Raw genomic sequence first — 17,131 nt, 5'->3', positions numbered from 1 at the left:
GAATTGAACGCATTGATGGCCTCTGAATACGAGCATCTTCAGGTCGTTTGGGTATAAGCCTTCAGCAATTTCGGAACGACAGCTTCAGCGGAGTAACGCTCTTTAATGGTTGAAATCGCGTTGATTTGCCACGTTGAACGCTTTTCCGGATCGCTGTTTCGCCAGTCATGCACCACATCGACCATGGATGTCACGTCCCCTTGTTTCAGCAACCAACCATTTTTATCGTGCTGGATGAGCTTATTGAGCGCACCGACATTGAAAGCGGCCACCGGAATCCCCCGCGCCATGGCTTCAAGCGATGACATAGGGAGACCTTCAGCGCGGGACGGCAACACCAACAGCCCAATTCTTGGCCACACCCTTCTCATGTCTGTCTGAGCGCCATGGAACACCACGTTGGCAGGCGCAGACTTTTCAAGATCCTTACGCATGGGGCCATCGCCATAAATGTGGAAGTCCATATAAGGAAAGTGTTTGGCAAGCAGCACGAAACGGTCGGGCGCTTTTTCTTTGCTGAGGCGACCGACAAAGGCAATCTCTTCGCCGGTTGATAAAGAGAGGTCTCTGGTATTAACAAAGTTGTCCGACAGTTCAGCAGGGCAGGGGATCGTTGACAGAATGGGCGTGCTGACAGCGAACACTTTGTCGGCCAAAAAAGCGGTATGACGGTCAAACCAGTCGTACATCTTTAGCTTTCCTTGTTTTTCTTCGCCGCTGTGGAAGGTGCTTGCGCAGGTGATTCCTATCACCTTACACATAGGGCGAAGCAGAATGCCGGCTTTGTAACCATGGGTATGAATAACGTCAGGCTTGTGCTTGCGTATTTCACGCCAGAGGGTTGTCAAACGTCCGTCTAGCACCTCACACTGGAGACCTGCATAAAGGAGGCGGCGTTGGACAGGATGGTTGCCGTAGTTATTGAGAAAGACCACAGTCACTTCATTCCGCGCACTGTTCAAGCCAAGAGCCAGATGCTCTACGTGAGACTCGATACCGCCGAAACCGCGACTGTCTAATACTAACCAAATCTTCTTCGTTTCCATTTTTACCACCCATTTCCAATGAAGAAAGAGAAAAGACCCTATCGAAGGCCTCCAGCAAACTTAATGCCAGTGTGCTAACTCATTGAAATTCTGAAGAGGGCGTTATTCTGCAGTGTGTGCAAGGTGTTGAAATTCATCAAAATGAGAAAAGGAGACAACGGAATTAGTCAAACCGCATGTCAAAATGACGAAATGATAGGAGCCCGCTTCTTTCTCACAAAGATAGAACAGAGAAGGGGGCTTTTTGTTGATGGAAGATCTCTATCAATAGCAATAAAGTGAATTTGATTTATATCTATGAATTTAATGAATAATTCTTAGAGTTTAAGTCGTATTTCTTTCTGAAATGACGCTAAGTTCAGAAAATCTGGCAAACCCTTTGCAGAGAGTGCCGATAGAATCTCGAAACGGACAGAGGTCTTTATGGCAAGTTATTTAGTGACAGGCGGATGCGGATTTATCGGATCCCACTTAGTTGAATCGCTTCTGGCAGAGGGCCACCATGTCAGGGTCGTCGACAACCTCTCAACGGGCTACCGCAACAACGTTCCAAGACACTGCGAACTTCGTGTTGCAGACATCTGCCAGCCAGGTGTGCTGGAAGAGGCGATGAAAGAAATGGACGGCTGTTATCACCTCGCCGCCATAGCTTCTGTTGAACGGTCAAATGAAGAGTGGATTGAAACCCATCAGGTGAACCTGACCGCTAGCATTCGTGTATTTGAGGCTGCCCGAGCCGCTAAAACGCCTGTCGTCTATGCTTCTTCTGCTGCGGTTTATGGCGATAACGCTGATATGCCTCTGTCAGAGCGCTCGATCCCCCGACCACTGACCGCCTACGGCGCAGATAAGCTGGGATCGGAACTTCACGCCAGAGTGGCTTCCATGGTTCATGGTGTTCCGACAGCGGGAATGCGTTTTTTCAATGTATTTGGGCCCAGACAGGATCCCAAATCGCCTTATTCCGGCGTGATTTCTATCTTCGCCGATAGAATCATGGCCTCTCAACCCCTGACAATTTTTGGTGATGGCGAGCAAACGCGGGATTTCATTTTTGTCGGCGATGTGGTCCGCTTCCTTCGTGGTGCGATGCAGAACATCTCGACGACACCTGAGGTGTTTAATGTATGCCGTGGTGAAGCACTTTCTGTTAACCAACTAGCCAATACCTTGATGACGTTAACAGGGATAAAAGTCAGTGTGTCCTACCTGACAGCGCGAAAAGGTGATATCCGCACGTCAATTGGAAGCCCCATGCATGCACAAAAAGAGCTGCGTCTGGTCGCGAAAACCTCAGTCACGCAAGGGCTGAGAGAGTTGATTGATTACCTCAACGAAGACGGTGAACGCTCAGTGGGATAGCTCGGCAATCTCAATAACATCCGAAAGAACAACGCCGCATTTATGCGGCGTTGTTTTTGGTTTGAAGAGGGAAATGTTGATCAGACTTCGTCGGTTTCCCAAGCCTGCTTTTTCCGATAAAGCGTGGAAGGACTAATTTGCAATAGAACGGCGGCCTTCAACACGTTTCCATCACAATAGGCGATGGTTTTCTGAATGGCTTCCCGCTCAATTTCGCTCAATGGGCGAATGTCAGAATCAGGTGCTGCGTCTTCGTCCGCTCTTTCCTCAATAAATTCAGATTTCACAGGCTCAACAGGTTTCATGGTTTTGGTGATGGACCGGATTTCCTGATCGCTCAATGTTTCATTCAAAGGTGGCGGTAACTGTTTGATGGTAACCGCCTCCCCATCATGAAGAACCACTACATTGCGAACCACATTCTGCAACTGGCGGACGTTGCCCGGCCAGGGATAATGGCGCAGCACGACTTCTGCTTCGGGGGAAAAACGGGAGAAGAGTTTTCCTTCCTCTTTGGCGTAAGAAACCAAGAAGCTGGTGGCGATAGAAAGAATGTCATCGCCTCGCTCGCGAAGCGGTGGCATGGCGAGTGGTACCACGTGGAGACGATAGTATAAATCTTCGCGGAAACGACCTTCGGCCACTTCTTTCATCGGGTCGCGGTTGGTTGCACACAAGAAGCGAATGTCTACGCTCTCTTCTTTGCTGGCACCGACTTTCTGGTAGCGTCCTGTTTGGATAAATCTCAGCAGTTTTTTCTGCAGTTCTAAATCCATTTCGCAGATTTCATCAAGGAACAAGGTGCCGCCATTGGCTTGTGCCGCCGCCCCTTTTCTGTCACTGCTCGCGCCGGTAAAAGCCCCTTTGATATGACCGAAAATTTCGCTCTCCATCAAATCGTGAGGAATCGCGCCGCAGTTTAATGCGACAAAGGGCTCACCTGCACGAGGACTTTGGTTATGAATGGCTTCTGCACACACCTCTTTACCGGTGCCGCTTTCCCCAGTGATAAAGACGGTGGCTTTGCTTGGGGCGGCAGAGTCGATAATGCGGTAAACGTTCTGCATCGGTAGACTGGCACCGATGAAACCATGATAGGTGTGCCGCTCAAAGCTGCTTTGTAGGTCTTCCACCAAACCTTGAAGACGTGCGTGCTCTAATTGATTCTTAATGGTTGTTTTGAGCCTTTCTGCACTGACCGGTTTTTCGAGAAAATCCACCGCACCTTGGCGCATCAAATCGACGGCAGTGTTGAGCGTGCCGTGGCTGGTGACGATGATAACGGAAGAAGGAATCCCCTGTTTTTTAATCCACTGCAGGATTTCTTCACCAGGCATATCAGGCAGTTTCAGGTCGAGCAAAATAAGGTGGGGTGTGCATTCCTGGAGGTAATCGAGCGCCGCCTGACCGGTTTCGACGCAGGCCAGTTCAACAGACTCGTTGGCCAGATATTGTTTATAGAGGTTAGCGAGTGGTAGCGAGTCTTCAATGATCAGGACGCGGTACGTTGACTTCATGTGGGCTTTTTCCTCTTTGTGACCGTCGGCTTAGCACGGTAAGCGATGGTTAGCTTTTGTCTTAAGTGTAAGACATATTCGGCCTACTGTTCCGTAAAGCCTTTTTCTGCCCGAGCTTCTAACGCTTCGAAAGACATTTCTGCAATATCAGAAATGGCTTTTGCTCTTTCGAGCGCAAGATCAAAGCTTTGCTCATGACAATGCTTTTCGATGTCTCTACAAAATGCACAAAGCTGTTTGTTGCCATGAGCTGCAGCACTGCTGCCGAGCGTATGTGCTTCAAATTCCAGCATGTAATGGTCGTTCTCATCCGCCGACTGGGCGATTTTTTCCACCCGCTGACGGGCATCTTTGATGTAAAACTCAATCAACTCTGGCACCAGTTCTGCGGACGTATCTTTGGCCAATTGTGCCAGAGTGGCTTCATCTACCACCGGCGCGTTGTTATCTGGATCGATATCGGTTTCGACGTTAACGTCCGCCATGCCTGTAATGGGTTTCGAGGCCATAGAGAGTGCACTGTCTGGCGCTGACCTTGGGCTAATTGCAGCGTCGTTCGGTTGCCAGCGGGCAAGGCAGTCGAGGATGGATTGTCGGGTAAAGGGTTTGGAAACAAAGTCATCCATACCAAGTTCGATAAAGTGCTCCCGGTCGCCACGAAGTGCGTGGGCGGTGAGGGCGATAATCACGACATCTTTAGCCGGAGTGTCCATTGCACGAATTCTCTTGGTGGCTTCCATGCCGTCCATGTGTGGCATCGAAATGTCCATTAAAACAATGTCGTAAGGAATACGTGAAACGGCTTCGACGGCTTCGACGCCGTTACTGACGATATCGACAGAAATACCGGAGAATTCCATCATGGTGCGCAGCACGATTTGGTTTGCGGGATTGTCTTCTGCCACCAGGATGCGCAGGTTATCTGAAATATTGGTTGGGTTGATGTCTTGCTTACTCTTGCTAGTTACCTCACCTGATTCCTGCTCATCCGCAATGGCCAACTCAATAGTAAAAGTGAAGGTGGACCCTTTACCCACTTCACTGATCACTGAGATTTGCCCGTTCATCTGACTGACCAACTGGCGGCAAATGGCTAAACCCAACCCGCTCCCTTCATGGGTCCGGCTGTAGGTGGCCTGCGCCATCGTGAATTCTTCAAACAGGGTAGGAATGTGTTTTTGGTCAATTCCTATTCCTGTGTCTTTCACATCGACCTGAAGTTGCACCGAATCATGTCGGCGGTGTAAGCATTGAAGGTTGATATTTACGGTGCCGGTGTTGGTGTATTTCACCGCGTTGGAAAGCAGGTTCAACAGAATTTGGCGGACACGATCGCCATCGCCGACCAAATACTTTGGTACACCGTCAGCGATACGGGAGGTCAGCTGGAGGTTTTTGTTCTCTGCCTGCGGGTAGACGATATCGACTGTGTGTTCGAACAAGTCATACATGTTGAACGGGTTGTTCTCGAGCGAGAGCTTGCCTGCTTCCATCTTGGAGAAGTCGAGAATGTCGTTGATGATGGCCAGCAACAATTCACCGGATTCTCGGGCAGTTTTCACCAGCTTTTTCTGTAAGTCATCGAGCTCAGTTTCTTTCAAAAGCCCAAGCACGCCGAGTACGCCGTTCATTGGCGTGCGAATTTCATGGCTCATGGCGGCCAGAAAGTGGCTTTTTGCTTTGTTGGCGTTCTCTGCGGCCTGCTGCATTTCTTTGAGTTTCGCTTCGCCCCGCTTTTGTTCCGTTAAATCAAAGAAGTGGGCAACATAGTGGCTGAGTTCGTTGTTTTCATCGGTGATGGACGTGATTGACATAAACACCGGAATGTTATGTCCGGCTTTATGCCGCAAGCGCATTTCTCCTTCCCAACTGCCTTCGGAATTCAAAATACGCCATATCTTTTTGTGGAAGCCGAGATCTTCTGGGTTCGCTGTCAATGAACGGGGTTTTTCACCGGCGACTTCGCTGCTTTGATAGCCAGTAATGGTCGTGAAGGCTGGATTACTGCGAATGATATGACCTTTGTTATCGGCGATGAAAACGGGTTGTGAGGTATCGAAAGCGTGAGCAGCAATTTTAAGCTCTGTTTGGTTCTGAAGACGTTGGGAAATATCACGGATATAGGAAACAAAGATGTGTCCTTTCTGTGTTTTCGCGGCAGAGATGGAGATCTCGATAGGAAACTCCCGACCGCTACGACGAATGGCGCTAAGCTCAATGCGTTGATTGAGGACTGGGCCTTCACCGGTTTCTAAAAAATGGCGCATGCCCTGAATGTGCATGTCCCGCATGGGCGGTGGGACGATGGTATCTGCCATGGTTTTTCCGACAATATCATCCCGATCCCAACCGAAAATTTGTTCTGCGACCGGGCTGAACTCGATGATGACATCCTGATCGTTGGCCACAATGATTGCGTCGTGTGAGGCTTTATAGATGGCTTCGCTTTGCTCTTCAATTTGGCGCGCTTCAATGTACGAATACTTTTGTTCTTTGAGTGAAGCGTCGAGCTGAGCGTAGCTTTTATCCAACTTGTCTTTGGTGTTGAGAATATATTCGACGGTGGCGCTGATGTCATCGGCGTAATTGACCAGCTTGACATCCTCTGGTGCTGTGTCGGTACCTTGCAGATGGTTTAAGCGTTTCAATGGTCGCATTGCGCCGACCATCATAATGTAGATGCTGAATATGGCGATGATGGCGAGCGCCACCGTGCTAAATATGATGATTTGCCCCAGTTCGGACGATGCTGATTCAAAGTGTTGAGCCTGAAAACCAATCACTGCTTCAACGTTTGGAACCGGGCTTTTTTCGATGGGAACCGAAACGGTGGTGACTTTAATGGTGGGATCCCGCGATGAATGAGAGTGGGCCCAAACGTCCTGCCCTTTTTCAATTGTCAGGTACAAAATTCCCGGTTGCTTGGTGATTTCGTCTGAAATACGTTGCAGCCCTTTCAGATCTCTGCGTTCTAGATAAGGCAGGGTGGTAAGCGTGACCAATTGAGAAATATGTGCCTCGAGATGATACACATCATGATGCTTTTCTTTTTCAAGCAATGTCGCAGCAAAAGCGATCATCACTGCCAGCCCGATGACGAAAATAAGAGCAACGCGATAAATAGTTTTAATGCGAATCTTCAAAGCGGGCCTCTGCTTTTATTTATGAGCCTGATGGCATAAAAATGAACGATTTACTGTCAGTCTAGTACAGGCTCGGCATATTCCAACAGCACAATGGTGGCATCGTCGCGGTGCCAATCCCCATAGTTATCAAATACCTGCATAACATGCTGAACAGCCTCTCCGACGGGTAATGAGCGCGTGCTTTCCAGTTCACGCATCACCGCTTTTTCGAGCACCTGTCGACTCTCCGCCGAGTCTGCCGCCTCAAACAAGCCATCGGTATAAAGTGCAATACGCTCTCCTGAACTGAGCGTCGAGGTCAGGGTTTGGTAGTCTGCGCCATAGAGCACACCGGGCATTATGCCGCCGACATCCATCAGTTCTGCGCCTTGTTCGCTGACTTTAATTGGCGGAGGATGACCAGCGGTTGCCATTAATAAGGTGGCATTGTCGTAAAGCGCGACAGAGCAGCAGGTTAAGATGACCTGTGAGAGCAAATTATCGTCCATGGCACAGTCAGAAAGACGGCTTAATAGCGTGCCGCATGGGTCATCAGTGTCGTCGACGTGATACATCAATCCGCGCAGGTAGCCACCATAGGCATAAGAGAAGAATTTGGCTGCCACATCATGGCCCATCACATCGACCATGTTGATCATCAGGAAATCATCGGTGTTGCGGTGCAACACCAAATCGCCACCCCCAATCCCGGTATTTCTGGTGGCAATCGCAATTTGCCAATTGCGGGATTCTGTCGGTAGTGATGGAGTCAAAGAGTGCGTAATTCTGTGGTTCACCTTATCGGTGAGTTGGCGATAGATTTGCTCTGACCGGTGCAATACCCTTCGGGCGCTTTGCACCAATGCAGATTTGGTGACAGGCTTGAGGATATAATCATCGATCCCCAACCCCATGGCGTTGTCACGTACTTCCTGACTGTCCGCATAGGTCAGGAAAATGAATGGAGTGAGCAGGGTATTGGTTTGCTTATGGAGTGCTCTTTTAAGGTCTAACCCATCCATACTGGGCATACGAATATCAGAAATCACCAAATCAACGTGGTTATTCATTAAGAACTGCAGGGCTTCCTGACCATTTGCAGCTTCAGAAACCTTAAAGTGCTCGGAGAGATATGCGCTGATCAGGCGACGCTGGCTATCATCGTCCTCAACAACTAATACGCTGGGCTTAGTCGCGACCTGCTGTATCTTCCATTTCAGTGTGAGGCGATTGGCACCAAACGTGGTGCGTTTCACGTATTCGAGTTCGTCGGTCAGGCTGTGGATCAGAGCGAGACCTCGTCCACCCTCTTTTTCTTCAAAGGTATCGAGTGATTGCACCCGGTTCGCCAAGGTTGGATCCCAGCTCTCGCCGTCATCCTCAATGTGCAGCATCCAGGCGCCATCAACACATTCCAAACTGACAGCAATAAAGGTCGGGTGAGGGTCTGTGTGCTCTATCAGGTTAGCGGCCGCTTCAGAAAAGCAGAGCTGGATTTTGTTGGAAAGGTGATCAGCCACGCCACGTTGTTTAAGCGTTTCGCCTAAATGTTTTCGTGTACTACTGACCTTAGCCAGCGTAGCAGGGCGGCATTCTTCCTTTACCACAGAGACCATACGCTATATCTCCAACGATAACAGATGGCTACTGAAGATAGACTTACGTAGCCTTTGGGTGATTTTCGGGAATCGTTTGGACAGCCTGCCGACTTCGCGAAGAATTTCAGTCTTCAGCGACGGATTGTTTTTGTCGTTCATCACACAGCCCAACAAGTGGCCTCCGGCATCGTGTAATTTCTTCACAGATTCAGATGCCTGAGCTTCCGTGGTTTGCCCTGACATCACAACCAAAATGGTTCCGTCCGACGCAGACGCGACCCTTTCAGGAGGAATGTTGTTGGCGTTCAAGCGCGCCATCGGCGAGGTGTCGAAGATGATGAGGTCATAGTCTTTATGCCACTCTTCGACATACGCTTCCAAAGAACCGGGGCGACGAAGCTCCATGATGGTTTCGCGTTTGGATGGTGCAATGATCCCGGTGAAGTAAGTGCTTTCACCGTCCACGCCTACCAGTTCCGGGTTAGGCAGATAATGATTGTCGTAAGTCGTGACTGTCATGCCCTGGCTGACGAGGCTGGGGTGGTAAAGGTTCAGGTCAACCACAAGGGTAGATTGCCCGGCCAGCAGGGAACGGTGGGCAATGGCAGAAGCTAAAGACGTCACACCTTCGCCTGATTCCGTGGCGGTGATGGTCAGGGTTTTGTAATTGTTTCGAACGATCTGAAAGTAAATGCGTTCGATCTCGACGTTGAGCGGCGAAATAAACATCACAATATTCCTATCAGTGCGGCGATACCGGCTATCTGGAACAAGTCGGTAATCCCTTGGCGGATTTTTTCTGCGGTGCTTTCATCCTTGCTGGGTATATACACGGTATCACCGGCGCGAAGCACGGGCAGATCCTGAAAACGGGCGGTTCGGCTGAATTCTGAAAGATTGAAGGTTCGCGCTTGATCTCGGCAGCAAGAGAGGTTGACGACAGTGATCTTCTCGACATAGGCGTTGTTAGAAGTGCCTCCTGCTTCAGCGAGCAAGTCCAGAATAGTCATATGATCATCGAAGTTATAGCGACCGGGTTTGTTAACAGCACCCAGTACGCGGATGGTTTCTTCTTTCGGGCGATCCAACCAATTGCGATCTTTTTCTGGAACATAAATGGTGTCGCCGATATTCACTTCTGGCAGCAAATTCGCATCACCGGTTTCGAAAAACAGTGCAAGGTTGAGGCGACTGACGCGGGCATGTTTTCCGTCTAAATGCGTGATGCGAATGTTATGTATATCGGCATCAGTGGTTGGGCCGTCAGCCGCGGAGAGGATGTCGAGAAAATGCATTTCTTCAGTGAAGCGGTAGCGCCCCGGCGCGCCGACCTGACCGAATATGTAGATGGAGCTGTCTGAGCTCTGACGAATCCATTTGGACTTGTTGTCCGTCGGATCATCTGGCAAATCATGGACCCTGACGGTCGAGCCGGCACGAATTTCTGGTAATTCGCTGTCAGGTCGTCCTTCGTTGATGAAGGTATCAAGGTTCAGCACGTAGGTTTTAGTGCGATTCCCTCCAATGGGCGTGACGACTTCAATACGGCTGGTATCGGCGCGTGAAGTGGGACCACCAACATGGGCGAGTAAATCCATCAGCGACATTTCGTCTGACCATTCAACCCGGCTGGGTCGAAGAACTTCCCCAATCACGCGGACGGCGCGGGTAGGCGATACCTTGAGCCAGGATTTTTCATTCAAATCCAGCTTCTCCGGCACAAAGATGGCGTCGCCCGGCATGATCTTAGGCATAGCATCTGTCATTCGTCCTTCCGAGAACAAGGTGAGGTCGAACGGTACGTTGGTGCCATTTCGGCGGATAATACGGATTTGCCGACTTTCAGCGAAACGTGTGGGGCCGCCTGCGTTAGCAAGAATATCAATGAAGGTAGCCCCTTCCTTGCCTTCGTAAGCACCAGGCTTGGCGACTTCACCCATCACATACACTGTGTTGGAGCCGGCTTTGATTTCTTCTTCCTGCTTAGGCACAAAAATCGTCGCGCCTGCCACAATGTTCGGCAGAAGGCTTTCATCACCTGAGTCTAGATAGCGTTTGAGATCGAAGATTTTTGGCTCGTTGTCAGAGATAACGCGGATTTGTTCCACTGCCGCGTAGCGGGTCACACCGCCTGCACGCATCAGCATGTCCACCAGGTTGTTTTCCTCTTTTGCGGAGAAACTGCCAGGGCGTAATACTTCACCAAATACTTTGATGGCTTCTCTGTCTTCAGCGGCATCACCGGAATCAGCCAGTGCGGTAGGGTCAAACGTTTGTTCAATGTTGCCGATCATTGGAGAGGCAGGCACAAACAGGGTGTCCAGTGAACGTAGTTCAGGTAGCAGGCTTGAATCACCGGTATCTAGGAACTTCTTGTAGTCAAAAATAATCACTTCGCCGTTTCGGCGCAGCTGGAATCGGTCTAATTGAGCACCGGCACGCAGTCCGCCTGCGGCATACAGCGCCATTTGCACTGAGGCATTTTGGTTTAGCGTGAACTCACCCGGTTCTTCCACGTAGCCCTGAATGGTGACAAGCAGCTGTCGTTTGCTGATGAAGACTTGCAGGGAAGAAAGATCACGGAACACAGCGCCAAGCGTTTCTTTCACTGCGACATCCAGCTCAGCTTCTGTCATGCCGTTGGCTTCAATCATGCCAACTTCCGGGAGGGTGAGCCTTCCCTGACGATCGACCTGAAACTCTTTGTTCAGGGTGACTTCGCCGGGCAACATGATGGCAATCTGATCACCCACCTGCACACGATATTCGTCCGCGATCACGGAAACGCTGACCATAAGCAGGAATAAGAGGGTGATGAAACGGGTCATGGTTGACTCCCTTCATCTGCTGAATTGGCGTCGGCTTCGACCAATTCGATAGAAACACGGCGGTTTACGAGGCGGTTTTGAGGTTCGCTGCCTTCAAAAAGCGGGTCGGTTGAACCCACTGCATCGACCGTGATGCGTGAAGGAGATAAACCGAATATTTGTAGGTAACGTTTGACCTGATTCGCACGTTCGAGAGACAGCTTTTTGTTAGCGGCAGAACCGCCCACGGAATCCGCGTGTCCGGTGACATGAAGACTGTACTGAGGAAGGTCTCGGAGCAGATGAACGGCTTCTGCCAGGTGACCCATGTATTTGGGGTTCACTTCAGGTGAATTGAAGGCAAATTGGTTATCGACATTGAGTAAGGTGTAGATTTCTGCAGCGAGGTCTGAGGCGTTGCTGTAGCCGTCTGCCGATGCTGGTACACAAGCGCCACTGCGCTTCACTGCATCTAGCTGCTTTTCGAGCCTTTCGAGGGTGGCACGTTGGATAATGATGTCGTTGGCAGCATCAAATTCGAGCCCGCCATGCAGTTCACGAACAATGCGGTCTTGTAGACGGCGTGCCTGTAATACGGTGGCGGGGAAGCAAAGTTCTGCCCCTTCCAGCACAAGAACATCGAGGTGTCTGGCGCCTAATTCCCATTCGAATCGCAAACCATGCTCAGGGCCGAGAGGTTCATCAGGCATGACGGGAGAGATTGACGAATGATAACCTTCGGCCATACCACCTTGACCGTGGTCAGGAAACGCTGAACAACCAGAGAGCAGTAGTATCGTGAAGAAAAGTGTAAAGCGGTTTGTCATCCTAATTCTCCCTGGGAAGAAAGCCTTACTGAGTCGTTTGGGCGGCTTCTACGGTAATCGCACTGTTAATACGTAGCAGGGTGATGATCTCCATCGGTTGACCATGAACATTGGTCAGAGACAGAGTGTGGCCTTTTGCTTTCAGGCGTTTGAACAGAAACACAATCGCTCCAATGCCCGAACTGTCGAGGAAGTCCACTTCACCTAAGTTCATGGTGATATCCGTCATTTGTTCATCGGCAACAAGCTCATCCAATATGGGTTGTGCTTCGCTGCATCCCTGTGCGTCCATGTCGCCACGAACTATCAGCAGCAGGGTTTCATCAGGCTGTTTAATGGATTCGATTTGCATGACTTTTTTGCCTCACCTGTATAGATATGGGTTCTAATGCGAATTCCATACCATGTTGTATTATTGTTAAAAAACAATCAGATAGAGATTTGTAGTGGAGGGCATATATTGGATTTCTCATTTTGAAAACAGAAATGGGAAACTCATGCACTCTTCATGTTGATTGCCAATTAGTGCTTCATATGGCGATTTGTCTTAAATATAAGATAGAAGTAAATCGATGATTTTGCGGGAGGCAGTACAGGATTTGTTGGTGAGCTGGCGGAATAGGAAATGCTGACTTTTCATGTTGATCCAACTTTAAGCGACACCAGTGGGTGAGCAGTCAAAGATAAAGTTGGGGGTAAATGGAGAAAGCCAGCGATAGGCTAATCAGGGATTCGAGGGTCAATCTCTGCCAGCACTTCGCCGTTGGTCTCTCTAATAAACAGAGTTTTGCCCGTACACTCGATCAAGATTTTTTCTTCTGGCGGGAGCTTGGATAGCACTTCGACTAATCTCGCTGTCCCCTCCACAATGTGGGCGTGCGGGTGAGTGATTCCAGGCGCTTGCATGTTTGCGCGGTCTTGGTAGATCTTTAAAAGGTGTTTTGCGGTCACAGCCATCGTACGAATCCTGATTCTTTATACTCAAACAACCTGAGTACGAGCATATTGGGGTTGTTTGGGAGTAGATGCCTAATTAGAACAAAGAAGGGCATTATGCACAGGCTGAGGTTTGAGAAAACAGCCTCTCCCTCTTCGTTCGAGACAAAGGGAGAGGCTGTCAGGCTAGGCGTTAAAGCTGATGTGCTTTTTACCCGTCCAACTCTCAATGACGTCAATCATCTTGCGCTTATTGACGGGCTTCGCCAGAAAATCATCCATGCCGACTTCTTTGCATTTCTCTCTGTCTTTCTCTGTCACATTGGCGGTCATGGCGAGAATTGGCAGAGTACGACCATGTTCATTGAGTGCCCTGATGGTTTCACAGGCAGTGAAACCATCCATTTCAGGCATCTGCAAGTCCATCAGCACCAACGCAAACTCTTCTTTCTCTATGGCAGATATCGCCTCTTTGCCGTTGTTGGCGGTGGTCACTCTGAACCCCGCGCGCTCCAGCATGGTGCGGGCGATCAACTGGTTGGCAGCGTTGTCTTCCACCAAGAGAATTGCAGCGCCTGTGTCGCTTTTAAAAGCTGTTCTGCTGTGTGGGTTAGGTACATACTCTTCGGGGTAATGCAGCTCACAAGGCAGCACCACGGTGAATTCACTGCCCAATCCGACATGACTTTCCAACTGGATGTCACCACCCATCAATTCAACCAAACGCTTGGAAATGGCTAGCCCCATACCGACGCCGCCGTAGGTGCGCGAGAAGGTCGCATCTTTCTGGGTAAAGGGTTCAAAAATGATCTTCTGATACTCTGGATCTACCCCAATCCCGGAGTCTCTGACGTGAATGCGAAGACCTTGAGGGAAGTGATGGCTGAGCATGAGTTCCACTTCGCCACATTGGGTGAATTTGATGGCATTGCCCACCAGGTTAGTGACAACTTGGGAGAGCTTGCCTTCATCAGCTTTGGCGATGATATGGTGGTTCAGCCTGTCATCTAATCTCAGGCTGATGCCTTTGGTCTCTGCTGACTTTTCAAACATAGAGATCACGCCACGCGCCATCTCAGCGACATCAAATTCTTTTTCTTCGACCTTGATAGCACCGACGTCGATTTTCGAGTAGTCCAGTATGTCATTGAGTTGATTAAGCAGCAGGTGCGCAGCGTCGTCAGCCATATTGGTGAGGGTTTGGCATTGCTCTGGGAGTTTTTCTTCTTTGAGGATATCAATCGCCCCCAAAATAGCATTCATCGGAGTGCGTATCTCATGGCTCATGGTAGCGATAAACTGGGATTTGGCGAGGTTCGCAGCCACAGCATGTTCCCTCGCCTGCTCGAGTTCTTGTTCTCTATACCGCAAATGCTCAATGTGAAATTCCAGATCATCGACGGACTTAGACAGGCGTGTAATTTCGTTGACATGCTGCGGTGCTCGGCCTTCTTGTTCGGCAATGTCTATTAAACGCTGATTGATTTTTGATAGCGGGCCAAAAACCATCTTTTGTGACAGCAAGAAAATGAGAAAACCAAGCGAGAGTAAAGCCAGTGCTGTGTAAAAGCGCACGGTTTCTACGTGGATTTCAATGTCGGCCATCATTTGTTTTTTACTCATGGAAATCTGCATGTCGCCGACTTGGGTGTCACGATAGGTCACAGAGTTGACGAAATTGAGAGCCATTGGGTTGTTGTCGTGAGGTTTATCGCCCCATTGTCCAATTTGCACGCCGCCATCAGTAATGATGGAGATATAGCAGAGGTCGGGGTAATGCTCTGCCATTAGCGCGAGCTTTTCATTCAGTGCGCCAGAATTCTTGATGAGTACGTCTGAAGACAGTGCTGCCGTCAGCGCTGAAAAATTCGCGCGGATTTGATTGTCCATTCGATCAGAAAGATATTGGCGTTCAAATGAACGAGCGGCTTCGCCAGCAATAAAGCTCAGGGCCATGGTTATTGCAAGTACGGACAGCATGTATTTGAGCCAGAGTGGTAACTGTTTCATCATCATCTCCTTCGCCGTCCTCGCGGCCTGCTCGTTTCCTTGTCAGGCTCTCAGTTTGACAATGACTTTGCGTGTCACTTTGAGCAAATTGAGCGCGATTCCTGCTTTATTTAACGTATTTAGCTGTGTTCTTAAGAGGACTATGCAGGGACTTTGCCAAGTTTTTAAATGCAAGGATCAGCTGCCCCTAGTTAGCGCTTATCGAAGGGAGATGCTGAAGAGTCATGTGGCTCTTGTGAAGGAGGCGATATGTCGGCGTTTTGGTCGTCTGCTTGTTTTTCCGCTTCGCTTTGCTGGAGAAATGCTTTTTCCTTCAACTTTACATACCGGTAAACAGAGGCGGTCAGTGCGATCAAAATATAGATCGGCCAAGTGAAGCCTTGGGTGAGAAAGGTACCTGACACAAAGAACGCGATGATACCCGAGTAAAGCCCTTCCGATATGGCACGAATAACAGGGCTGTACCTTTCGGCGTTTTCTTTCACGATATTGGTAGCACTTTGGGCTGAGCGGTAAACGGTGATGGTCATGACAAGAAAAGCGATTAAACCGACAAAGCCAGTTTCACCCAGCACGCCAAACCATGTGCTGTGAACGGCGTGGTTCAAACCATCCCAGTGCTTTGAATAGTAGAAATAGTTGAAGTAGAAGTTATTAAGGCCAACGCCAGACAAAGGATTTTCCAACGCCATGTAGAAAGCCGCTTCCCACGCATAGAGTCGGCCTTGTGCCGATGCATCCAGACCTTCTTCCGCTGCACCACCAGATTTTCGCCCACTGATACCTGCCACTGTGAACAGCACCGCAGCGGCAATCCCGCCACCAATGAAAAGCAACGTTTTCGATTTCACGCGGCGCCAGGCAAGAATGCCGACAGCAGACATGATGCCCAGCAGTCCACCACGGCTTTGAGTTGCGATAATGGCAAAAAATATGGCGATAGTCGCAATCAGTGCAAAGAAGCGGGTTTTCTTGGAAAGTCCGGGCGTCAACAAGATGCTGATGGTAAACGAAAAGGGGAACAGTAACACCAGCGCTAAATCGTTGGGGTCACCAAGCACGGAGCCAAGTTCACGGCCCACGGTGACACGCGTTTCTTCCACTAAGCCAATGCCATTGACCTTATTGAAAAGGGTGACAATTGCCACCACGACCCCAGATACGGTAATCATGACGAGCGCATTGCGATAGTGGTGAACTCCCGTAAGCAGCCACGCCAGTGCGGGGGTCATAATGCCAATTTTGACGTAGATGTTTTTGAAGTAGGCAATGGCTTCACCCACATTGCTGGAGAGAGGGATGCCAATCACGACAAGTGCAAAAAAAATGTAGAAGGTATTCAGTTCTTTGGAAGACCACATTTTGAGTTTGCCACTGATACCTATGTGCCATGTCAGCGTGGTCAGGGTACCGAGAGACAACAACAGTGGGATTTTGAAATTGTAGAGTGGTGCAAAAGCCTCATGAAGGCGGAAAAAAGAGAAAGCGATAAACAACAGCCCCAGCAGGACAGGTTGAGAAAGGGTAATAAGAATGGCAAGGGGCACCAGACCAATCGCAATGGGAATGACGGGATGAGGAATGACCAACCATAGCAAACACGACAGCGCGACAAACGCAGCAGTCGCGTGTACGAAGTGTGTTCTGATACGGACAAGCAACAGCAGGCGCTGGTCGTTAAGCCATTCGATTAATTGCATTTTTCTGGATGAAGAAATCCCATGCATTGAGTAAAGCAGAGATCGCAGCAAAATGTGCGCCAGAGAAAGTAGAGTTATTAAATGTTTTTAAAATAACGGGTTACAGAAAGTGAAAAGAAAAAACGCGCCAGTGCGGCGCGCTTTGTTTGATTTTGCATGTCAAATAGGAAATATACCCAAACTACCTGAAGATGCTTGAGTTC

Annotated in this window: 12 protein-coding genes; 1 reads left to right on the top strand and 11 read right to left on the bottom strand. The window is 49.5% G+C overall.

The features are described from left to right. Positions 1-38: 38 nt before the first annotated feature. Positions 39-1,046, bottom strand: coding sequence for a glycosyltransferase family 4 protein (locus RN22_RS23000; RefSeq protein WP_046308113.1), 1,008 nt, complete (start codon positions 1,044-1,046; stop codon positions 39-41). A gap of 423 nt (positions 1,047-1,469) precedes the next feature. Between RN22_RS23000 and RN22_RS22995 the strand changes: the two genes are divergently transcribed. Next, the gene (locus RN22_RS22995) at positions 1,470-2,408 is read left to right on the top strand and encodes an NAD-dependent epimerase/dehydratase family protein (protein ID WP_046308111.1); all 939 of its coding nucleotides are present in this window, start codon (positions 1,470-1,472) and stop codon (positions 2,406-2,408) included. Positions 2,409-2,488: 80 nt separating this feature from the next. Here the strand turns inward: RN22_RS22995 and RN22_RS22990 are convergent, their stop codons facing one another. From RN22_RS22990 to RN22_RS22945, 10 genes are all read right to left on the bottom strand, one after another. Continuing rightward, positions 2,489-3,925: a sigma-54 dependent transcriptional regulator gene (locus RN22_RS22990; protein ID WP_046308109.1), complete on the bottom strand. Its 1,437-nt coding sequence runs from the start codon at positions 3,923-3,925 to the stop codon at positions 2,489-2,491. 83 nt (positions 3,926-4,008) lie between these two features. Further along, positions 4,009-7,068, bottom strand: coding sequence for a PAS domain S-box protein (locus tag RN22_RS22985; protein WP_231590958.1), 3,060 nt, complete (start codon positions 7,066-7,068; stop codon positions 4,009-4,011). A 56-nt stretch (positions 7,069-7,124) separates the two neighbouring features. Next, on the bottom strand, positions 7,125-8,666 hold the full coding sequence (locus RN22_RS22980; RefSeq protein ID WP_046308107.1) for a response regulator: 1,542 nt from the start codon (positions 8,664-8,666) through the stop codon (positions 7,125-7,127). 3 nt (positions 8,667-8,669) lie between these two features. Further along, positions 8,670-9,377: a hypothetical protein gene (locus RN22_RS22975; protein WP_002539871.1), complete on the bottom strand. Its 708-nt coding sequence runs from the start codon at positions 9,375-9,377 to the stop codon at positions 8,670-8,672. After that, positions 9,377-11,476: an SLBB domain-containing protein gene (locus RN22_RS22970; protein ID WP_046308104.1), complete on the bottom strand. Its 2,100-nt coding sequence runs from the start codon at positions 11,474-11,476 to the stop codon at positions 9,377-9,379. Before RN22_RS22970 ends, RN22_RS22975 begins: the two co-directional genes overlap by 1 nt. After that, a complete protein-coding gene (locus RN22_RS22965; RefSeq protein ID WP_046308102.1) occupies positions 11,473-12,282 on the bottom strand; it encodes an OmpA family protein in 810 nt (269 codons plus the stop codon). Before RN22_RS22965 ends, RN22_RS22970 begins: the two co-directional genes overlap by 4 nt. Before the next feature lie 25 nt (positions 12,283-12,307). After that, positions 12,308-12,634 carry an STAS domain-containing protein gene (locus RN22_RS22960; protein WP_046308100.1) on the bottom strand — a complete coding sequence of 109 codons (327 nt, stop codon included), beginning with the start codon at positions 12,632-12,634 and terminating at the stop codon, positions 12,308-12,310. A gap of 368 nt (positions 12,635-13,002) precedes the next feature. Further along, positions 13,003-13,239, bottom strand: a complete 237-nt coding sequence (locus RN22_RS22955) for a hypothetical protein (protein WP_002539875.1) — start codon at positions 13,237-13,239, stop codon at positions 13,003-13,005. A gap of 165 nt (positions 13,240-13,404) precedes the next feature. Continuing rightward, positions 13,405-15,228, bottom strand: a complete 1,824-nt coding sequence (locus RN22_RS22950) for a response regulator (protein ID WP_082111459.1) — start codon at positions 15,226-15,228, stop codon at positions 13,405-13,407. A 191-nt stretch (positions 15,229-15,419) separates the two neighbouring features. After that, positions 15,420-16,928 carry an O-antigen ligase gene (locus RN22_RS22945; RefSeq protein WP_046308096.1) on the bottom strand — a complete coding sequence of 503 codons (1,509 nt, stop codon included), beginning with the start codon at positions 16,926-16,928 and terminating at the stop codon, positions 15,420-15,422. Positions 16,929-17,131 lie beyond the last annotated feature (203 nt).

The sequence above is a fragment of the Grimontia sp. AD028 genome (assembly GCF_000973155.1).
Classification (GTDB): Bacteria; Pseudomonadota; Gammaproteobacteria; order Enterobacterales; family Vibrionaceae; genus Enterovibrio; species Enterovibrio indicus.
The sequence above is the reverse complement of the archived record's forward strand: the minus strand, read 5'-3'. Positions and strand labels throughout refer to the sequence as shown.

Bases quoted from the DNA above. Each gene is read 5' to 3' on its own strand.
- RN22_RS22990 (WP_046308109.1), bottom strand. From the start codon at position 3,925: ATGAAGTCAACGTACCGCGTCCTGATCATTGAAGACTCGCTACCACTC.
- RN22_RS22980 (WP_046308107.1), bottom strand. From the start codon at position 8,666: ATGGTCTCTGTGGTAAAGGAAGAATGCCGCCCTGCTACGCTGGCTAAG.
- RN22_RS22970 (WP_046308104.1), bottom strand. From the start codon at position 11,476: ATGACCCGTTTCATCACCCTCTTATTCCTGCTTATGGTCAGCGTTTCC.
- RN22_RS22960 (WP_046308100.1), bottom strand. From the start codon at position 12,634: ATGCAAATCGAATCCATTAAACAGCCTGATGAAACCCTGCTGCTGATA.
- RN22_RS23000 (WP_046308113.1), bottom strand. From the start codon at position 1,046: ATGGAAACGAAGAAGATTTGGTTAGTATTAGACAGTCGCGGTTTCGGC.
- RN22_RS22995 (WP_046308111.1), top strand. From the start codon at position 1,470: ATGGCAAGTTATTTAGTGACAGGCGGATGCGGATTTATCGGATCCCAC.
- RN22_RS22965 (WP_046308102.1), bottom strand. From the start codon at position 12,282: ATGACAAACCGCTTTACACTTTTCTTCACGATACTACTGCTCTCTGGT.
- RN22_RS22945 (WP_046308096.1), bottom strand. From the start codon at position 16,928: ATGCAATTAATCGAATGGCTTAACGACCAGCGCCTGCTGTTGCTTGTC.
- RN22_RS22950 (WP_082111459.1), bottom strand. From the start codon at position 15,228: ATGAAACAGTTACCACTCTGGCTCAAATACATGCTGTCCGTACTTGCA.
- RN22_RS22975 (WP_002539871.1), bottom strand. From the start codon at position 9,377: ATGTTTATTTCGCCGCTCAACGTCGAGATCGAACGCATTTACTTTCAG.
- RN22_RS22955 (WP_002539875.1), bottom strand. From the start codon at position 13,239: ATGGCTGTGACCGCAAAACACCTTTTAAAGATCTACCAAGACCGCGCA.